Below are 19,534 nucleotides of genomic sequence, written 5' to 3' on the forward strand. Positions count from 1 at the left end.
CCGTTCGCGCCGGATCACGGCGGTGCTCCTCAAGCGCCACGTCCAGCCAGCAGACACAAAAAAGGCTGGGGAATTTCTTCCCCAGCCTTTTCCAGCTTTCGCGCAGTCAGTTGCCGCGCTTGCGGGCGCCGTTCTTCCGCAGCAGGAACTCGCGCCCCAGCTTCACCCGCGGCTGGCCATCATATTCGACGATGTCGGCCGTGGCGTAGGTCTCGCTCCAGGTATTGGGGATGAAGCTGCCGGTGCCGACCACGTCGATCGGCGCCTTTGCCTCATGCATCACCCGGCACTTCGAGACACCGAAGCCGGAAGACGCAACGATGCCCACCTTCGGGAAGCCCGCCTCGTCCAGCGCTTCCCGCATCCGCCAGATGGCGGCGGCGGAGACGCCGGTGCCGACCAGGTGCCGCAGCTCCGTCTCGGAGCGGTAGCGGCGGATGGTGCCGGGCGCATGGCGTTCCAGCACCGCGTAGGATTCCGCCGGGTCCAGCCCTTCCAGGAAGCGGCCGCCATGGGTGTCCAGCCGGACGGAGAGCCGCCCCGCCGCCGCCAGCTCGGCAAAGCGGCGGCAGACCTCCAGCCCGTCCGTCACCTCGCGGCCGAAATAATCCACCAGCACCGTCAGCGTCTCGGCCGGGAAGGTCTCGTGGAACATCTCCGCCGCCCGCACGGTGCTGCCGGCGTAGCCGATCAGCGCATGCGGCATGGTGCCGTAGCCGTGGTCCTTGCCGAACCAGTGCGCGGTGGAATCATTGGCGTTGCCGATGAAGCCCTTCGCGCCCTCCCGCTTCGCGGCGGCGGAGCCAACGGCGGCGGCATAGGCCATCATCTCCTGCATCTCGGCCCCGGCGCAGTGGCGGGCCTCCATGGCCAGGAAGGCGACCTCCGGCAGCTCCAACGCCATCTGGTAGGCGTTGTGGGCCGCCACGCAGGGCGCGCCCAGCTTCTGCAGGTACAACGTCTCCAGATCCGCCAGCTGCACGAAGGAGCCGCTGATGTAGAGGATCGGATCGCCCGCCCCCACCCACTCGCCTTCCTTGTGCATCAGCTCGATGCGGATCTCGGTGCCACGCTCCGCCGCCACCGCCTGCAGCCAGTCGATGGCCAGGCGGGGGGCGGAGACGACGGGGCGGCGCAGGAACACCGCGTAAGTGACCTGCGCATCCCCGAACCGGGCGACGATCTGCTTGGTCCGGTTGAAGTAGACATCGGTGCGGCCGGCGATGGCCGCATCCGATGGCTCCGGCCTGGTCCCCACCGTCACTGGGCGGCGATCAGCGGCGCGTGGGCGCCTTCGGGGCGGCGGGCCTTCAGCTCCTCCGCCACCAGGAACGCCAGCTCCAGCGCCTGCTCCGCATTCAGGCGGGGGTCGCACTGGGTGACGTAGTTGGCGGCGAGGTCGGCCTCGGTCAGCTTATGCGCGCCGCCAATGCACTCGGTCACGTCGCGCCCCGTCATCTCCACATGCACGCCGCCGGGCCAGGTGCCCGCCGCCTGATGCGCATCGAAGAAGCCGCGCACCTCGGAGAGGATGGCGTCGAAGGAACGGGTCTTGTAGCCGCCGGCGGTGTGGGTGTTGCCGTGCATCGGGTCGCAGATCCACACCACCTCGCGCCCCGCGTCGCGGATGGCGCGCAGCAGCGGCGGCAGCTTCTCGACCACCTTCTGGGCCCCCATGCGGGAGATCAGGGTCAGGCGGCCAGGCTCGTTGGCGGGGTTCAGGATCTCGGTCAGCTTCACCAGTTCCGACGCATCGGTGGTGGGGCCGACCTTCAGGCCCAGCGGGTTCTTCACGCCGCGCAGGAACTCCACATGCGCGCCATCCGGCTGGCGGGTCCGGTCCCCGATCCACAGGAAGTGGGCGGAGCACGCGTACCAGTCGCCCGTGGTGGAATCCACGCGGGTCAGCGCTTCCTCGTAGGGCAGCAGCAGGGATTCGTGGCTGGTGTAGAAGTCGGTCTCTCGCACCTGCGGGGCTTCGGACATGCCGCAGGCGCCCATGAAGCGCAGCGTCTCGTCAATGCGGCTGGCCAGGTCCCGGTACCGGTCCACCAGGGGGGAGCGGGAGACGAAATCCAGGTTCCAGCGGTGCACTTCGTGCAGGTCGGCATAGCCGCCCGTCGCGAAGGCGCGCAGCAGGTTCAGCGTGCCCGCCGACTGCATGTAGGCGAATTCCATCCGCGCCGGGTCCGGCAACCGTGCCTCGGCGGTGAAGTCCGGCCCGTTGATGATGTCACCACGATAGGAGGGCAGCGTGACCCCTTCGACCGTCTCGGTATCCGAGGAGCGAGGCTTGGCGAACTGCCCGGCCATGCGGCCCAGCTTCACCACCGGCAACCCGCCGCCGAAGGTCAGCACCACCGCCATCTGCAGCAGCACCCGGAAGGTGTCACGGATGGTGTTGGCGTTGAAGTCGGGGAAACCCTCGGCACAATCGCCGCCCTGCAGGATGAAGGCGCAGCCTTGCCCGGCATCCGCCAGGGCCTTCCGGAGGCGCCGGGCCTCGCCTGCAAAAACCAAAGGCGGAAAGCCGGCGAGCTTCGCCTCCATCGCCTTCAGCTTTGCCGCGTCCGGATAGTCTGGCACCTGCCTGATCGGCATTTCGCGCCAGCTTCCGGGCTGCCACCCGTTCACCGTCATGACACTCAGTTTCCTCGTTGGAGCGTATAGTACCCCTGCACGATAGACCGAGGCCGGGCGAAAGGGCTACCGGCTGCGTGCAAGGCAGCCCCCCGCACGCCGCCCGGCCTCAGGCCCGGCGCAGATTCCAGAAGATCGGCAGCCCCTCCACCCGCCCGGTCAGGCTCTTCCGCAGGGCGGTGCGGAAGTAGTAGGTGCCGGTCGGGATATAGGCGACCTCGTCGATCACGGTGCGCTGGATCTCGCCGGCAATGGCCTTGCGCTGTGCTTCGTCCGGCGCATCGAACCAGCTGTCCCGCAACGTCTCCAGCTGCGGGATGTCGGCCCAGCCGAACCAACCCTGCCGGCCATTGCCGCGCACCAGCGGGTGGGAGGCCGGGCTGGCGAAGTCGAAGCTGGAGAAGCCAGTGGTGATGGCGGACCAGCCGCCCTTCTCCACCGGCTCCTGGCTAGCCCGGCGCTGCAGCACCGTGCCCCAGTCGGAGGTCGCGTAATCCAGGTTGAGGCCCAGCCGGCGGAACAGGTCCGCCGCCACCTGGCTCCAGGCGGAAGCGGCGGGAATGTCCGTCGGGCCCAGGATGCGGGTCAACTGGTCGGTATAGCCGGCCTCCTTCAACAGGCCGCGGGCCTTGTCCAGGCTGCGCGGCTCCCGCAGCGATTCCAGTCCGACATCGCTGGCGTAGGGGGAGCCGGGGGTGAACACGCCGGTATCGTCGCGCCAGTTGGCCCGCTCCGGCCCCGCATTGGCGGTCATGAAATCGGACTGGGAGATGGCGTAGCGCAGCGCCTGGCGCACCGCCTTGTTGTCGAACGGCGCGTGCAGGTGGTTCAGCCGCAGCAGGCCGTTATTGCCGCCGGTATCCAGCACCTCGACCGAGAGGTTGCGGTCGCGCTGGAACAACTCCAGCAACTCGTACTCCGGCATCTCGAACCAGTCGATCTCGCCGGCCTGCAGGGCGGCGGAGGCGGTGCCGCCATCGCTGATGATTCGCCACTCGATCCGCTCGAAATGCGCGATCTTCGGCCCCGCCGTCAGGCTCGGCGTACCGGCCTGCACCGGATTGTAGCCATCGAAGCGCGCATAGGCGGCGAGCGAGCCGTTGTTGTACTCGTCCTTCAGGAAGCGATAGGGGCCGGAGCCGGTGGCGTCCTCGATCTGCTTGAACGCATCGGTCTGCGCGACCCGTTCCGGCATGATGAAGGCGGGCTGGCCGGCGAAGGACAGGGCGTGGATCAGCAGCGGGAACGGCTTCTTCAGCCGGAACTGCAGCCGCCGGTCATCCAGCGCCGAGAGTTCCTCCGTCGCCGCCAGCAGCTTCTGGCCGAAGGCGTTGCGCAGGCCCCAGCGGCGGATGCTGGCCACCGCGTCCCGTGCCCGGATCGGCTCCCCATCATGGAAGCGGATGCCCTCCCGCAGCGTGATGATCCAGCGCTTGCCGTCCTCCTCCACGCTGTGGCCGGCGGCGAGCTGTGGGTGCGGCGCGTAGGCGCGGTCGGCGCCGTACAGCGTGTCGTAAACCATGTAGCCGTGGTTGCGGCTGACATTGGCGGTGGTCCAGATCGGGTCGATCGAGCTGAGGTTGGATTGCGGGACGAAGCGCAAGACCTTGCTGTCAGCCGCCAGGGCGGGGCGGGCCAACGGCAGGGCGGCGGCCGCGCCGAATGCGGCCAGGAAGCTGCGTCGCTGCATCGGAAAGGGCATCCATTCTCATCTATTCGATGCGCCTTTTCTTAATGCACTAATTTTTACCGCACAAGAAACTCCAGAACGATTCTCCATGCTGAATTGGGGAGGCTGCCACCTCCCCTCGCCTTCAGCCTTCCTCTCGCAACATGCCGCCGCGCACCACCAGCCGTCGCGTCGCCACCGCCTGCACGAAGGCGCGGTCGTGCGAGACCAGCACGCAGGTCGCGCCCTGGGCAATGATCTCCTCCTCCAGCCGTTCCTGGCCGGCGATGTCGATATGGTTGGTCGGCTCATCCAGCAGGTAGAAATTCGGCTCGGCCAGCCGCAGCGCCAGCAGGCCCAGCCGCGCTTTCTGCCCGGGCGAGAGCTGCGCGATGGCCCGCCCCTGCCGGTCCATGGCAATGCCGGCCGAGGCCAGCAGGGACCGCACCTTCTGGTCCCCCAGGTCGAACCGTCCGGCAATGAAGGCGTGCGGCGTTGCCTTCTGCGGCAATTGCGACATCTGCTGGTCCATGTAGCCCATCACCGCCGTGGCACTGGCGCGGATGCCGGGGATGTCCGCCCCCTCCATCGCCTGCCGCAGCAGCCCGACGAGGCGGGACTTGCCGGCGCCGTTGGCGCCCAGCAGCACGACCCGCTCCCCCTGCGCGATGGAGAGCTTGCCGGTGCGGAACAGCTTCGTGCCATCCGGCGCGGTGACGGTGATATCCTCCAGCGTCAGCATCACCTTCGCATGGGTGCCGCGATTGGCCAGGCGGATCTCGCCCGCGCGCTCGCTGTGCACGGGTTGCAGGCGGTCCTCCAGCGCCTCGGCACGCCGGGCCATCTGCGCCGCCTTTTTCTGCGCGGCGTCGCTGCTTCGGTTGATGCCGATATTCTTCAGCTCGCCGGCGCTGCGGCGCAGGCGGGTGGCTTCCTTGCCATCGCGTTCCAGCTGCGTCTGGCGGGCGGCGTCATCCTCCGCCAGCAGGTGCCGGGCGCGGGTATAGGGGTGGGCGTAGTAGGCGCTGACACCCGGGCGCAGAAACAGCGTGCGGTTGGTGCAGCGGTCGAGGAAGCGGCGGTCGTGGCTGGCGATGACGATCGGCATCTGCCGTGCCGGGTCGTTGATCCAGCCTTCCAGCAACTCGATCTTTTCCAGGTCCAGGTGGTTGGTCGGCTCGTCCAGCAGCAGCGCGTCCGGCTCCGCCACCCAGGCGCGGGCGATCAGCGCGAGCCGCTGCCAACCGCCGCTGAGCTGGCGCACCGGCCGCTCATGCAACGCCAGCGGCGCCGCGAACTCATCCAGCACCACATCGACACGCCAGGCCTGCCCATCCCGCTCGGCGGCGGGGATAGCGCGGCGGATGGCCTCGTACAAAGGCAGGTCCAGCAGGTTGGGTGGCATGTCCTGCTCCACCAGCCCGACGCGAAGGCCGCGGGAGCGGGTGATCTCGCCGGCGCCCGGCTCGGCCTGCCCGGCCAGGCAGCGCAGCAGGGTGGACTTGCCGGCGCCGTTGCCGGCGACCAGCCCCAGCCGGTCGCCATCCTGCAAGGTCAGGGTCAGGTCCTGGAACAGCGACTCGGGCGTCAGGATGCCGACGCCGCGCAGATTGAGGGAGCCCATGGATATCTCTCACACAGCGTGATGGCGGGCGGGCCTTGCCGCCATGGCCGTATCACGCGCCAGATCTTTGTTTGACCGCGCGATTCACGCCTTTGAGTGCTTCCACCTCAGGCGATCACGCTCTCGTCACGGCCCGCCGGCGCGGCAGGCCGCAGGAATGCCCGGCCGGCGAAACGCCAGGCGGGCACAGGCGCCGTTCAGAGCGGTCTGTGGAAATCCGGGGCCATGCCCGGCATCAGGCCCGCCCCGCGGCATCGTGCCACGGGGCAAGGCAGGGTCCGCGCGGGTGGTGCTGGTCGTAGGATGTCATGTCCAGCCCTCCTGCATGCCGGTTGCGCCAGGCGGAGGCTATCAAGCCCGGGCGCGGCGCGCCAGGGGCCGATGGCGGTCGCTCTCAGGCCAGGCGGGCCCGGCGGCGCAGCACGCCGCTGGCCAACACAACGCCGGAGGTGATCAGCAGGCAGCCGGCCAGTTCCGGCAGGCCCGGGGCCTCGCCCAGCAGCAGCATGGCCACCAGCGTCACCGCCACAGGCGTCAGCGCCGTGATGGCGGAGGTGCGGGAGGGGCCGAGGTAGCGCACAGCGGTGGTGAAGGTGATCAGCGCCACGACGCCGGCCATGATGCCCTGGATCAGCACGTGCTTCAGCAACACGCCGGCCGGCATCTGCGCCATGCCCTCCAGCGCCGGCAGCAGGGCGAAGGGCGCCAGCAGCAGCACCGACCACAGCCCGACGAACGCCGCCGCCTGCACCCCGCTCAACCCGCTGCGCCGGAACGCGACCGTGTAGATGGACCAGGAGAAGGCCGCCGCCAGCACCAGCAGATGGCCGCGCCAGTGCCCGTCCGCGAACCGCAGCAACCCGGTGCCGGTGATGGCCAGGGCACCGAGGGTGATCAACACGATGCCGGCGATACGCACACCACTCAGCTTCTCGCCCTGAACCAGCAGGGAGAGCAGGCCGATGAACAACGGCAGCGTACCGGCCAGCAGCGGCCCGGCTTCCGATGCCGGGGCGTAGCGCAGGCCCCACAGCACCAGGAACTGGTAGGGCAGCCCGCCGAACATCAGCCCGAGCAGCGCCAGCTTCGGCACGCCGCGCGGGATGAGGCCACAGCGCCACCACCATGGGGCCAGCAGCAGTGCCGAGGTGCCGAAGCGGATGACCGCCAGCAGGGCCGGGCTGAGCGGCTGCGCCCCCTGCATGGCGAAGCGGGAACCGACGGTCCAGGTCGTCCACATCGCCACCGTCATCAGCGCCGCCAGGATGCCGATGCGGAGGGAGGCGCGGGACGTATCGGGCGTGGCCGGCGCCTCGGCGGGCAGGCATTGGGCATGGCTCATCGGGGACCTCCGGCACAGGCGGTGGTGAGAGCGCGATCGCCCGGATCAGGGACGCGGATCGCGCAACCAGACAAAGGCCCAGCGCACGGCCGCCGCATCGCGCGGCGGCGGACGGTTCTGGACAGCGATCCTGCCGTTTTCCTCGCTTCCTCAGTAACCCACGCAGCGCGGGGCGGGAACCCTTCAGGCCCGCACCGGCCCTGGCCGCCCGGCCTCGACGACGAAGCGCGCCCGGTCCTCCCGCGCCGCGCCGGGGGTGGTGACGTGGGAGACGGCCCGGTAGGTGGCGGAGAAGGTGGTGCTGTTCACCTCATGCAGCGTGTAGCCGCGCCGGGCATTGAAGAATGCCAGATGCGGGTTGCGCGCCATCTCCGCCGGCGTGCCGCGCTTTGCCTCGGACCCATCGCCACCGGAACTGATGGAGGTGGCGGTGAACTCGGTACCAATGGCAGGACTGTCCTCCCGGTCGTAATCCAGCTTCAGCGTGCCGGCCAACGCCACATGCACGTCACCCGAGACGACGACGAGGTTGCGCGGCGCCTGCAACGCCCCGAACACGCGGCGGCGGGCGGCGGGGTAGCCATCCCACTTGTCCATGTGCAGGCGCTGGGTGGCGTCCGTGCCCGCATCCACCCGCAACATCGGCACCTGTTGCGCCAGCAGGCGCCAGCTGGCCTGGCTGCGGCCCAGGCCGCGTGCCAGCCAGGCCTCCTGCGCCGGGCCGATCATCTGCGCCGCCGGGTCCTGCTGCGCGGCGCAGACGGGCTTCACCCCGTCGCCACAGGGCTGGTCGGTGCGGAAGCTGCGTGTGTCCAGCACCGCGATATCCAGCAGCCGGCCGTAGCGCAGCGCCCGGTAGGCCTCGATCTCCGGCCCGTGCGGCAACTGGGCGCGGCGCAGCGGCATGTGCTCGTACCAGGCCTGGAAGGCGGCCTGCTTGCGCAGGGCGAAGACCTCCGGCGGCACGGCGGGGCGGTTCGGGCGACTGCCGTCATCCTGGCTGAACGGGCCGGCCCAGTTGTTCTGCACCTCGTGGTCGTCGAAGGAGGGCAGGAACGGGTGTGCCGCCTGTGCCGCCGCCAGATCAGGGTCCAGCTTGTACAGGGCGTAGCGGGCCCGGTACTCGTCCAGCGACACCGGCTCCGGCCCCTCATGGAAGCGGATGGCGCTGGCGTTGCGGCCGGATTCGTAGATGTAGTCGCCATAGTGGAAGACGAAGTCGAGCTCCTCCTCCTCGGCCACGTGCTTCCAGGCGGTGAAGTAGCCCTGCTGGTAGTTCTGGCAGCCGGCATTGACGAAGCGCAGCCGCGCCGGCGCGGCATCCGCCGCCGGTGCCGTGCGGGTGCGCCCGGTGCGGGAGAGCCACGCGCCGTAGCGGAAGCGGTACCAGTAAATGCGCCCCGGCTGCAGGCCGGAGACCTCGGCGTGCACCGCATGCGCCAGTTCCGGCCGCGCCAGTGCCTCGCCCGTCGCGGCGATGGCGCGGAACTCCGGGTCGTGCGCGATGTCCCACGCCACCGGCAGTGCAAGGCGTGGCATGCCGCCGCCGGCCAGGGGCTCCGGCGCCAGCCGCGTCCACAGCACCACGCCATCCGGCCACGGATCGCCGGAGGCCACGCCGAGGGTGAACGGGTTCCCCGCCAGGGCCGGCGCGCCCAGCGCCCGCGGTGCCGTGCCCTGGGTGGCGGCCAGCGCCGCCATGCCCAGCGCGCCGCGCAGCAGCCCACGGCGGGAGAGGTCGAGGATATGGCGCTGCTGGCTGTCCATCGGGCGGGCTTCTCTGGCACGGCCGGGATGCGCGCGGCCGCATTGGCGTGCCCGGTGGCTGTAGCCGGCATCGCCGCCGCTTCCAACGCCGGCCGAATGTCACAGCCAAAACGTCATCCGCCAGCCATGTCGGCGCTGGTGGGCCAAGGGCATGACGTGGGATGACCGAAACGCCTGAATCGCGCGATCAGAGCAGGGCGTGCGAACGCGGCACGCTCTAGCGCCGCAGGGCCCGCACCAGCCGCCCCACCAGCCTCGCCGGTGGTGGCAGCCTGCCGCCGGCTACCGCTTCCAGCAGGCGGTGCAGCCCGGCGATCTCGGCGCGCAGCTCGGCCACCACGTGGTCGTGTTCCACCTTGGCGGCGCGCATGGCCAGGCGCTGCGCCTTCAGTTCCTCCCGCATCCCGAACAGAATGGCCTCCAGCAAGGGGGAGGTGTTCTGCCAGGACGCATCGGTGAAGGAGAGGCCGTAATCCGAGCGCAGGATGGAGGAGTTCTGCCCATCCGACAGCCCCAGATGCTGCACGGCGGAGTCCGGCAGGCAGACGATGGCCCGCCCCTCCGCCACGAAGCGCTCGCAGATCTCCCAGTCGAAACGGCGGGAGGGCGTGACATGCGCCAGCACATCCGCCACCGCCTCCCGCGACCACATCGTGCCGGCGAAGCCGACATGCGGCTTCAGCAGCAGCCCGTCCGGCCGCAGGGTGCCGGGGTGGGATGGCGTGTTGAACAGGGAGAGCAGACCCTGGCAGCGCGGGAAGGCCTCCAGCGCCCGGTCCAGGACATCCGGTGCCACCAGCAGGTCGGAATCCAGCACCAGCAGCAGGCGCTTGTCGGTGCCTTCGATGAACTGGCGCATCAGGTTGAAGGCGGCATAGTCGGCGCGGCCGGAATTGTATTCCCGCCGCTGGATCCCGGCATGCGGCGGGTACCAGCGGCGCAGGTCCTCCGCCCCATATTCGGTGCTGGCGTCGTCGAGCACGAGGATACCCGCTTCCTCCACGCCCCGCGCGCGGGCCAGGGAGCGTGAGGTGGCGGCGACGATACCGGGGCGGTTGAAGGTGGTGATGCCCAGCAGGATATCGGCATAGCCGGGCGCGTGGTCGCCGCCTGAATGTTGCATCATTCCCCTCCCCGCCAGCCTACCGGCGCAGAACGCGTGCCGGGCGGCATGGGTTTATCCTGAAGGGACGATGCATCACGCGTGGCGCCTGCCCGGCCTCACAGCAACAGGCTGCCCATCTCGCGCGCCGCCGCGCGCATCAGCGGCACGACCTCCTGCCGCATCCGCGCCGCCGTCATGCGGCCGGCATGGCTGCTGGTGGCCAGCGCCGCCACCAGCCGGCCGCCACGGTCCCGCAACGGCACGGCGGCGGAGGCAAAGCCTTCCTCCAATTCCCCGTCCACCACCGCATAGCCCTCGGCGCGGCAGGCGCGGATGGCATCCAGCAGTTCCGGCACCGCCCGCAGCGTATGCGGGGTAAAGCCGGGGATCGGCGCACTGGCCAGCAGGGCTTCCGCCCGCGCATCCTCCAGCCCCGCCAGCAGCACGCGGCCGGAAGCCGTGGCGGTGGCCGGCATGCGGGTGGCGGTCTTCAGCGCGTAGCGGACATGCCGGTCCGGTGCCTCCGCCCGCGCGACGTTCACAATATGCGGGTAATCCAGCACGGTCAGGGACGTGCTTTCCCCGATGCGGTGAGAGAGCGCTTCCAGCGCCGGCTGCACGCGGCGGTCCAGCCCCGCCGCCGCCAGGTAGGAAAAGCCCAGGCGCAGCACCTGCCCTGTCAGTTCGAAATACTTGCCATCCGTGCTGGCGAAGCCCTGTTCCACCAAGGTCAGCAACAGCCGCCGTGCCACCGCGCGGTCCACCCCCGCCCGGGCGGCGACGTCGGACAGCGTCAGCCGCCGCGCGCCCTCGCCGAAGGCCTGGATGACGTCCAGGCCACGGGCGAAGGCCGTCACGAAGGTGCGGCTGCGCGGGCTGGCGCCGGTCTCGTCATCCATGCGGGGCGCTCCGGTCATTCGACGTGGATATTACGCTCCTTCACCAGGGCGCCCCAGCGCTGGAATTCCGCCGGCACCATGGCGGCGAAATCGGCGTTGGAGCGGCTCGCCGGCACGGCGCCGAAGGTGGTGATCTGCTCGCGCGTCGCCGGCTGCGCCATCGCCTCGGCCAGGATGGCGGCGACGCGGGCGGCGCCCTCGGCCGGCACAGTGCGCGGGGCGAACATCGCCTGCCAGCCATCGACCTCGATGCCCGGCACGCCGGCCTCGGTCAGCGTCGGCACCTCGGGCAGTTCCGGCAAGCGCTGCGCCCCGGCCACCGCCAGCGCGCGCACCGTGCCGGCGCGCAGATGCGGCAGCATGGAGGACAGCGTCAGGAAGCCCATCTGCACCTGCCCGCCCAGCAGGTCCGGCATCAGCACGCCCTCCCCCCGATACACCACCGGCTCGATCTCCACGCCCGCCTGGCGGTTCAGCAACTCGGTCGTCATGTGGGACAGCGTGCCGTAGCCGCTATTGGCGGAGGTCACAGTGCGCGGCTTCGCCTTCGCCGCCGCCAGCAGCCCGGCGACGTCCTTGAACGGCGAGGCCGCAGGCACGACCAGCAGGAACGGCGTGGAGGCGATCTGCGCCAGCGGCGTGAAGTCCTTCAGCACATCGTAGCCGACCGGCTGCGCCTGCAAATGCGGCACGATGGTCATGCTGATGCTGCCGAACAGCAGGGTGTGGCCATCGCTGGCCTGCGCCGCCGCGGCGGTGCCGATGACGCCGCCGGCGCCGCCCCGGTTCTCGACCACCACGGGCTGGCCCAGCTTCGGGCCCAGCACCCGTTCCGCCAGCATGCGCGCCAGCCCATCGGCTGGGCCACCGGCGGCGAAGGGGACGATGACGCGCAGCGGACGGTTCGGCCACGCCTCGGCGGCGCGGGCATGGCTGATCCACGGCAGGGCCAGGGCGGTGGCCAGGACGGCGCGGCGGCCGGGTGCGGGACTCGTCATGATGGTCGTTTCCTGTTGTTGTCGCTTCGTCGTTGCGTAGGCGTCGGTATCAGGCGGTCAGGAAGGCATCGGCCGCGCGCAGCCTCTCCCGCAGCAGGCCGGGCGAGACGGCGCGGGTGCCGGCATTGCCGGCCACCACCATCGCCGCGGCGGTGCCGGCGGCCTGCCCGATGGCCATGGTGGTCGGCATCACCCGCACGGAGGCATGGGCGCCATGGGTGGCGGAGATGCCGCGCCCGGCCACCAGAACGTTGTCGAACCCTTTCGGGATCAGGCAGCGGAACGGGATCTCGTAGGCGCGATCCCCGCCCAGCGTCTCGAAGCTCAGCCCGGCACCCTTCGCGGGGTGGATGTCCATCGGGTAGGCGGCGACGGCGATGGCGTCGGGAAAGCGGCGCTGCGCCCGCAGATCATCCGCCGTCAGCAGGTAGTCGCCCTGCACGCGGCGCGATTCACGGATGCCGAGCTGCGCGGCCAGCGTGACCAGCCGCCCATCCTCGCAACCCGGCACATGGGCGCGCAGGAAGGTGGCGGCGGAAAAGGCCTGGCGGCGCCCCTCCATCTCCCCGGCGCTGAGGGCGAAAGGGTCGGTGGCATCCAGGCTGACGCGGCTGATGTTGAACCAGCCGTCATGGGTGCCGGGGATGCGGCTCTGGTGCAGGGCGGCACGGGCCAGGGCGCCGCTCTCCACGCCCTGCCGGGCCAGCTCCTGCCGCTCGGCGGTGCTCAGCGCATCGAAGCGGGGGAAGTCGATCGGGCCGAAGCGGAACATCATGGTGGCTGGCTGCGGCGCCTCGTCCGCCGCCAGCGGCAGGAAGGTGGCGCCAGCCCGCTCCAGCACGTCCAGGTCGCCGGATGCATCGATGACCACGCGGGGATGGATGGTCAGCACGCCGGCCTTGGTCTGCACGGACACTGCCTCGATACGCTGGCCGCTGGCGCGCACGTCGGCGATGGTGGCGTGGAACAGCACGCGCACGCCGGCTTCGGCCGCCATCTCGTCCAGCACCAGCTTCAGCGCTTCCGGGTCGTAGGAAACCTGGTCCATGGCGTGGCCGGTGGACATGGTGAAGCGGGTATGGCCGCCGGAAGCGCCATGCCGTTCCAGCCGCCGCACCACTTCCTCCGCCGTGCCCTGGATCACCTGGCGCCCGGCCTCGGTCTCCCAGCCAACGAACTGGCCGACCGCCGCCGCCGTGGCGCTGCCGCCCAGGAAGCCCCAGCGCTCGACCAGCAAGGTATCGGCGCCTGCCCGCGCGGCGGCGATGGCGGCCACGGTGCCGGCCATGCCGCCGCCGCAGACCAGGACCTCGGCGTCGATGTCGGTGCTTCCGGCCATGCGGTTCGTCCTTTGTACGCAGTGCGCATGTTCATGCGTCAGGCGCACAGTCTGCCGCAGCCGGTGCCCCAAAGTCAAAGGGCGGCCGAAGCCGCCCCTATCCGTCGGCGCAGCGCTGGCGCCGTTGCGTCAGCCGGCCTGCAGCAGCTTCGCGACGCGCTGCAGCGCCAGCGTGTAGCCCTGAGTGCCGAAGCCGGCGATGACGCCGGAGGCAACGGCGGAGACGTAGGAATGGTGCCGGAAGGCTTCCCGCGCATGCACGTTGCTGATGTGGATCTCGATGATCGGCCCCTCGAACGTCTTCAGCGCATCCAGGATGGCGACTGAAGTGTGCGTGAAGGCGGCGGGGTTGATGACGATCGCCGCGCCGACCTCCCGCGCCTCATGCACCCAGTCGATGATCTCGTATTCGCGGTTGCTCTGGTGGAAGCGAATGTCGAATCCCAGCCCGGCCGCGGTCGCCCGGCAATCGGCTTCCACATCGGCCAGGGTTTCGTGGCCATAGATCTCGGGCTGGCGCTTGCCCAGCAGGTTGAGGTTGGGACCGTTCAGAACGAAGACCGTGCGGCTCATGGCAATTCCCGAATTGGACTGGCTGTGGGGGCCTCGCCGGGCCCTGGCCTGCATCCTGCCCGCAGCGCCCGCGCTCTCCAAGCCGTGGGCACCGATCAATCGCCCCGCAGGCCGAACACCACGGAGGCCAGTTGCAGCACGGCCAGCAGCGCCGCCAGCCCGGCCAGGACCCGGCGCGGCGGCACGTGGCGCCGCGGCAGGGCCACCAGCCAGGCCAGCAGCAGGCCCGCCAGCGTCACCAGCAGCATGCCGGCGGCCAGACCGGCCAGCGCCACGGGGGCGATGACGATGCTCATCGCACCCGTCGTCATGACGCCGAGTGCCAGGAAGGCGGGGAACATCATCAGGCGGGACGTGCCGACCACCACCGCCAGCAGGATACCCAGCCGGCGCGAGTCTTTGGGCCCACGCCAGGCGACGACGGCCACCACCGCCAGCCAGGTCATGTCGATGTACAGCGTGGCCTGCAGCAGCGCCGCGCGCTGCCGTTCCATCCAGTCCCCCGCAGGGGAGATCATCAGGATGCCCAGTGGGATTCCCACCACCAGCGCGGCGCCGGCGCCCCACTTGAAGGCGGGCCAGAGCTGCGACCGCATGCCCTTCTCGCCCGAGAGCAGGAACAGCGCCCCCGCCAGCAGGACCGCGGCCACGTTGATCGCTTCCCAGTAGGCGAACGTGCCCGCCAGGGCGACGGCCACCAGGCCGACGGGGCCGAAGGGCAGCAGCAGCATGACCGTAAGGCCCAGCACCGCCCAGAGAGGCGTGGCGCCGCCCGCGCCTGCTTCCGGCGCCGGGCGGGGCTCGGGCACTTCCGGTTCAGGCAAGGCTGGCTTCAGCAGTTCCGGCTTCGGCAATTCGGGGGTTGGCAAAGCGGGCCGGTCCTTCGCTGGGGCAAACGTGTCCCGCAGCAGGGCGTCACGGCGGAAGCGGCGTCACCGTAACAGCGGCAGCACGCTGGCAGCCAGCAGCAGGCCCATCACGATGTTGAAGATGCGCCAGTGGCGCGGCGTGCGCAGCAGGCGCCCGGCACCCTGCCCCACCAGGGCCCAGACCAGCAGGCAGGGCATGGAGATCAGGCCGAAGGTCAGCGCGATGCGCAGCCCGGCATCCAGCATCGCTTCTCCGGGCGCGGTGAAGGCCGGCAGTGCCGCCAGGGCGATCATCCACGCCTTGGGGTTCACCCACTGGAAGGCTGCGGCAGCCAGGAAGCCGAAGCCACGCGGGGCGGCGCCGGGCTCGGGCGGCGGCGCGTGGCCGATCTTCCAGGCGAGCCATAGCAACCACAGCACGCCCACCCAGCGCAGCACGCCATGCAGCGACGGGCTGGCCGCCAGCGGTGCCGCCAGCCCCAGCGAGGTCAACACCAGCAGCAGCATGAAGCCCAGCGTGATGCCCAGCATCGCCGGCAGTGGCGCGCGCCAGCCGCCCGCCGCGCCCATGGCGCTGACCATCAGCGTGTTAGGCCCCGGCGTGACACTGGCCGCCACCGCGAAGCCCAGCAACGACCAGGGCACCGACATCGTGAATTCCATGCCCCCAGCGGAGCATGGAATTCCCGATTAGGTCAATATCAGTGACCTAAAATCAGCGGCCGCGCGTGACCAGCCGGCCCGGCTTCTCGCCCGTTGCTTTACCTTCGGCGAAGGAGAGCACGCCGTTGGCCCAGACCTTGTCGATGCCGACGCTCATCTGCACCGGGTCCTCGAAGGTGGCGTTGTCGATGACGGTGGCGGGGTCGAACAACACCAGGTCGGCATAAGCGCCTTCGCGGATCACGCCGCGGTCGACCATGCCGAAGACCTGGGCGCAGCGGCCGGTCATCTTGTGCACCGCCGTCTCCAGGTCGAACAGGCCGAGCTGGCGGGAATACAGCCCCAGCACGCGCGGGAAGGTGCCCCACAGACGCGGGTGCGGCTTCTCGTCATGCGGCAGGCCGTCCGAGCCGATCATGGAAAGCGGATGGCGCATGATGCGGCGCACATCCTCCTCATCCATCTGGAAGGTCACGGCGCCGGCCGGCGTCAGCCGCTCGGCAGCGGCGCGCAGGTCGGTGTTCCAGCCGCGCGCGATCTCGGACAAGTCGCGCCCCGCCATCTCCGGATACGGCACGGACCAGGTGATGATGGTGCGCAATTCGTCCCGCACCTTGTCCGCCATCAGCACGGTTGAGCCGGCGGGGTACGGGTACATGTCGAACGCCACTTCCTGCATCGAGGCCGCGGCCTCGATCAGCGCCAGCGTCTGCACGGAGCGGCCGTAATTCTCCGGCATCGAGCATTTGTGGTGGCTGATATGCACCGGCAGGCCGAGACGCGTGCCGATGCGCAGCGTCTCCTCGATCGACGCCAGCACATGGTTCGCCTCGTCCCGCATATGGCTGGTATAGAGGCCGCCAGTGGTCTTCAGCGCCTCGCCGACCGCGATGACCTCCTCGGTCGTCGCCGCCTTGTTCAGCGGGTAGTACAGGCCGGTCGAGAAGCCGGAGGCGCCTTCCATCAGCGACTGCTTCAGGCGGGCGTGCATGCGGTGGATCTCGGCTTCCTTCGCCGGGCGCAGCACGTCGCCCTGCATCGCCTCGACGCGCAATGTCTGGTGGCCGACCAGGGCGTAGGTGTTCACCTCGCTGCCCTTGGTCTTCAGCGCGTGGGCGTAGTCGCCGAAGCTGTCGAAGGTCCACCACTGCTCGTCGCCCAGCAGGTCCAGCGGCGCCGGCGGGCGGCTGGCGGTGTGGCGCATCGGCGCCAGGCTGATGCCGCAATTGCCCACCACCACCGTGGTCACGCCCTGGCTGATCTTGCACAGCGTGCAGGCAGGGCCGCACAGCACGGCACGGTCGTCATGCGTATGGCTGTCGATGAAGCCGGGGGCGATGGCCTTGCCGGTGGCGATGACCTCGCGGTCCGCCGTGGCGCCGCCCAGGTCGCCCACGCCGACGATGCGGTCGCCGCTGACGCCGACATCGCCGATCCGGCGCGGCGCGCCCGTCCCGTCGAAGATCGTGGCATCCCGGATGATGATATCGCAGCGCAGCGCCATGGCAGGGCGTCCCCTCGGAAAGGCAAGGCTGCGGATCATGCCCCCATCGGGACGGATGATCCAGCCGGCTCCCGCACATTGCGCGCCGCCCTTCCCGCTCCTAGCCTGCCGCAACGCTTCTTACGGGAGACACCGCCGTCATGACCGACGCAACGCCGCACGCCACGCAGGAGACGATCACGCTGGAGGGGCTCCAGGCGCCAGCCTCCATCGTGGTGGACCGCTGGGGCGTGCCGCACCTGCGGGCGGAGAACGAGGCCGACCTGTTCTTCCTGCAAGGCTTCAACGCGGCGCGGGACCGGCTCTGGCAGATCGACCTCTGGCGCAAGCGTGGCCTCGGCCTGCTGGCCGCCGATTTCGGCCCGGGCTTCCTGGCGCAGGACCGGGCCTCCCGCCTGTTCCTCTATCGCGGCGACATGGACGCGGAGTTCAACGCCTACTCGCCGGATGCACGCGAGATCTGCGCCGCCTTCGTCGCCGGCATCAACGCCTATGTCGATCTGTGCGAGCGGGAGCCGGCGCGCCTGCCGCCGGAATTCGTCTCCCTCGGCACCAAGCCGCGCCACTGGGCGGCGGAGGACGTGGTGCGCATCCGCAGCCATAGCCTGACGCGCAACGCGCTGTCCGAGGTGCTGCGCGCCATCGTGCTCTCCCGCGCCGACCTGGCGACCGACCTGCTGCGCAAGGATATCGAGCCGATGCGCGAGCCGACGCGGCCGGAGGGGCTGGACCTCAGCTCCATCGGCGCCGAGGTGCTAGACACTTTCAAGCTGGCCACCGCCGCCGTCACCTTCTCGGCCGAGCGCCTTTCCGCGCCGCTGGTGGATTGGCGCCGCTGGAGCAAGGTGGCCGATAGCGGCGAGATCATGCGCAATGCGGAGATGGAGGGCTCGAACAACTGGGCCGTGCATGGCAGCCGCACCGCCAGCGGCCGCCCCATCCTGGCCAGCGACCCGCACCGCGCCCATGCGGCGCCCGGGCTGCGCTACCTCGTCCATCTCGATGCGCCCGGCTTCAACGCCATCGGCATGGGTGAGCCCGCGGTGCCGGGTATCTCCATGGGCCATAATGGCACCGCCGCCTTCGCACTGACCATCCATGGCGCCGACCAGGAAGACGTCATGGTCTACGAGACCATCGGCGACGGCGATTCCTATCGCTACGGCGATGCCTACGAACAGATGGTCGAGGAGATGTCCGAGTTCGTGGTGAAGGGCCATGAGACGCAGAGCCTGCCGCTGCGCTTCACCCGCCATGGGCCGGTCGTCGCGGAAGCGCCGGGGCGCGCCATCGCCATCCGCACCGTGTGGATGCTGCCGGGCTCCGCGCCGTATCTCCGCAGCCTCTCCGGCATGCGCAGCACCACGGTGGACGGCTTTGCCGAGGCGATGCGCGGCTGGGGCACGCCCTCCGTCAACCAGGTCTATGCCGATGTCACCGGCACCATTGCCTGGATGCCCACCGGCTACGCGCCGCAGCGGCCGAACTGGGACGGGCTGCTGCCGGTGCCGGGCGATGGCCGCTACGAATGGTCCGGCCTGCTGGACCCGGCGGAGCACCCGCTGGTGGTCAACCCGCCGGAAGGCTTCGTCGCTTCCGCCAACGAGCAGAACCTGCCGGCCGACTGGCCGCATGCCGAGAAGATGTACGGCTACGAGTGGACCGAGTACTACCGCGCCCGCCGCATCCGCGAAGTGCTCGGCGCCACCGGCGTGAATGACGTGCCGCTGCACCGCGTGGAAGACTCCGCCGCGTTGCAGACCGACGTCCTCTCCATCCCCGCGCGCCAGTTGTGCGACCTGCTGCTGCGCCTGCCGCGCAGCGGTGCCGCGCCGGAATTGTGGGCAGCGCTGACGATGCTGGAGGAATGGGACCACCGCCTGCGCGCCACCAGCCCGGCCGCGGCGTTGTTCGAGGTGTTCCTGGCCAAGTTCCTAAAGCCGCGCATGCTGACGCTGCTGGTCCCGGATGCCTCGCTGCGCCCGCTGCTGCTGCCGCAGGACAACGTGGTGCTGGTGCGGGTGCTGGAGAACCCGGACGACCGCTTCGGCACCGATGCACGGGCCGGGCGGGACGAGTTGCTCGCCTCCTGCCTGACCGGCGCCTTCCGCGATTGCGAGAAGCGGATGGGTGCCTCGCCCTCCGCCTGGTCCTGGGGCAAGCTGCATTCCGGCTACTTCAGCCACGCGCTTTCCGGCCTCTCGGCCGAGCAGGCGCATTGGGATGTCGGGCCGCTGCCCGTCGGCGGCAGTTCCTCGACGCCGATGCACACCGGGTACCGCCCGTCCGACTTCCGCGCCATGCACGGCGCTTCCGTCCGCCTGGTGATGGACGTGGGCGAGTGGGACAACAGCATCGCCATCAACGCGCCGGGGCAGTCAGGCGATCCGCGCTCCCCGCACTACGCCGACCTGGCGCCGGGCTGGTCGCGTGGCGAGTACGTGCCGCTGCTCTACTCGCGCGCGGCGGTCGATGCGAAGGAGATGCAGCGGATCACGCTGCTGCCGGGCTGAGCCGTTTGGCGGTGGCGCTGAAAGCGCCG

The 19,534-nt window shown here is 70.1% G+C and carries 15 protein-coding genes; 1 reads left to right on the top strand and 14 read right to left on the bottom strand.

The window, feature by feature from the left end; translation table 11 throughout:
- Window positions 1-106: 106 nt before the first annotated feature.
- The 14 genes from IBL26_RS06710 to IBL26_RS06775 all read right to left on the bottom strand — a co-directional run bounded on the left by IBL26_RS06710 (window position 107) and on the right by IBL26_RS06775 (window position 16,992).
- Window positions 107-1,264, bottom strand: coding sequence for a nicotinate phosphoribosyltransferase (locus IBL26_RS06710; RefSeq protein WP_367615385.1), 1,158 nt, complete (start codon window positions 1,262-1,264; stop codon window positions 107-109).
- On the bottom strand, window positions 1,261-2,640 hold the full coding sequence (locus IBL26_RS06715; protein WP_187783701.1) for a class II 3-deoxy-7-phosphoheptulonate synthase: 1,380 nt from the start codon (window positions 2,638-2,640) through the stop codon (window positions 1,261-1,263). The genes IBL26_RS06710 and IBL26_RS06715 overlap by 4 nt, the downstream gene beginning before the upstream one ends.
- A gap of 109 nt (window positions 2,641-2,749) precedes the next feature.
- Window positions 2,750-4,330, bottom strand: coding sequence for an ABC transporter substrate-binding protein (locus IBL26_RS06720; RefSeq protein WP_187783702.1), 1,581 nt, complete (start codon window positions 4,328-4,330; stop codon window positions 2,750-2,752).
- A 124-nt stretch (window positions 4,331-4,454) separates the two neighbouring features.
- Window positions 4,455-5,933, bottom strand: a complete 1,479-nt coding sequence (locus IBL26_RS06725; protein WP_187783703.1) for an ATP-binding cassette domain-containing protein — start codon at window positions 5,931-5,933, stop codon at window positions 4,455-4,457.
- Between the two features lie 394 nt (window positions 5,934-6,327).
- Window positions 6,328-7,275 carry a DMT family transporter gene (locus IBL26_RS06730; protein ID WP_187783704.1) on the bottom strand — a complete coding sequence of 316 codons (948 nt, stop codon included), beginning with the start codon at window positions 7,273-7,275 and terminating at the stop codon, window positions 6,328-6,330.
- Between the two features lie 183 nt (window positions 7,276-7,458).
- On the bottom strand, window positions 7,459-9,042 hold the full coding sequence (locus tag IBL26_RS06735) for an alkaline phosphatase D family protein (RefSeq protein WP_187783705.1): 1,584 nt from the start codon (window positions 9,040-9,042) through the stop codon (window positions 7,459-7,461).
- Between the two features lie 217 nt (window positions 9,043-9,259).
- Window positions 9,260-10,168, bottom strand: a complete 909-nt coding sequence (locus IBL26_RS06740) for a glycosyltransferase family 2 protein (protein WP_187783706.1) — start codon at window positions 10,166-10,168, stop codon at window positions 9,260-9,262.
- A 95-nt stretch (window positions 10,169-10,263) separates the two neighbouring features.
- Window positions 10,264-11,046, bottom strand: a complete 783-nt coding sequence (locus IBL26_RS06745) for an IclR family transcriptional regulator domain-containing protein (protein ID WP_187783707.1) — start codon at window positions 11,044-11,046, stop codon at window positions 10,264-10,266.
- 14 nt (window positions 11,047-11,060) lie between these two features.
- Window positions 11,061-12,044: a Bug family tripartite tricarboxylate transporter substrate binding protein gene (locus tag IBL26_RS06750; RefSeq protein WP_187783708.1), complete on the bottom strand. Its 984-nt coding sequence runs from the start codon at window positions 12,042-12,044 to the stop codon at window positions 11,061-11,063.
- A gap of 49 nt (window positions 12,045-12,093) precedes the next feature.
- Complete coding sequence (locus tag IBL26_RS06755) at window positions 12,094-13,383, bottom strand: FAD-dependent oxidoreductase (RefSeq protein WP_187783709.1); 1,290 nt, start codon at window positions 13,381-13,383, stop codon at window positions 12,094-12,096.
- A 129-nt stretch (window positions 13,384-13,512) separates the two neighbouring features.
- A complete protein-coding gene (aroQ, locus tag IBL26_RS06760; protein WP_187783710.1) occupies window positions 13,513-13,956 on the bottom strand; it encodes a type II 3-dehydroquinate dehydratase in 444 nt (147 codons plus the stop codon).
- A gap of 95 nt (window positions 13,957-14,051) precedes the next feature.
- Window positions 14,052-14,825, bottom strand: a complete 774-nt coding sequence (locus IBL26_RS06765; RefSeq protein ID WP_187783711.1) for a hypothetical protein — start codon at window positions 14,823-14,825, stop codon at window positions 14,052-14,054.
- 63 nt (window positions 14,826-14,888) lie between these two features.
- The gene (locus tag IBL26_RS06770) at window positions 14,889-15,488 is read right to left on the bottom strand and encodes a LysE family translocator (RefSeq protein WP_241749098.1); all 600 of its coding nucleotides are present in this window, start codon (window positions 15,486-15,488) and stop codon (window positions 14,889-14,891) included.
- A 52-nt stretch (window positions 15,489-15,540) separates the two neighbouring features.
- Window positions 15,541-16,992 carry an N-acyl-D-amino-acid deacylase family protein gene (locus IBL26_RS06775; protein ID WP_187783712.1) on the bottom strand — a complete coding sequence of 484 codons (1,452 nt, stop codon included), beginning with the start codon at window positions 16,990-16,992 and terminating at the stop codon, window positions 15,541-15,543.
- Between the two features lie 140 nt (window positions 16,993-17,132).
- Here IBL26_RS06775 and IBL26_RS06780 point away from each other — a divergent pair, with 140 nt between their 5' ends.
- Window positions 17,133-19,505 (top strand): penicillin acylase family protein, encoded by a 2,373-nt coding sequence (locus tag IBL26_RS06780; protein ID WP_187783713.1) that lies wholly within the window; start codon window positions 17,133-17,135, stop codon window positions 19,503-19,505.
- Window positions 19,506-19,534 lie beyond the last annotated feature (29 nt).

The organism is Teichococcus aerophilus (genome assembly GCF_014490485.1).
GTDB classification, from domain to species: domain Bacteria; phylum Pseudomonadota; class Alphaproteobacteria; order Acetobacterales; family Acetobacteraceae; genus Pseudoroseomonas; species Pseudoroseomonas aerophila.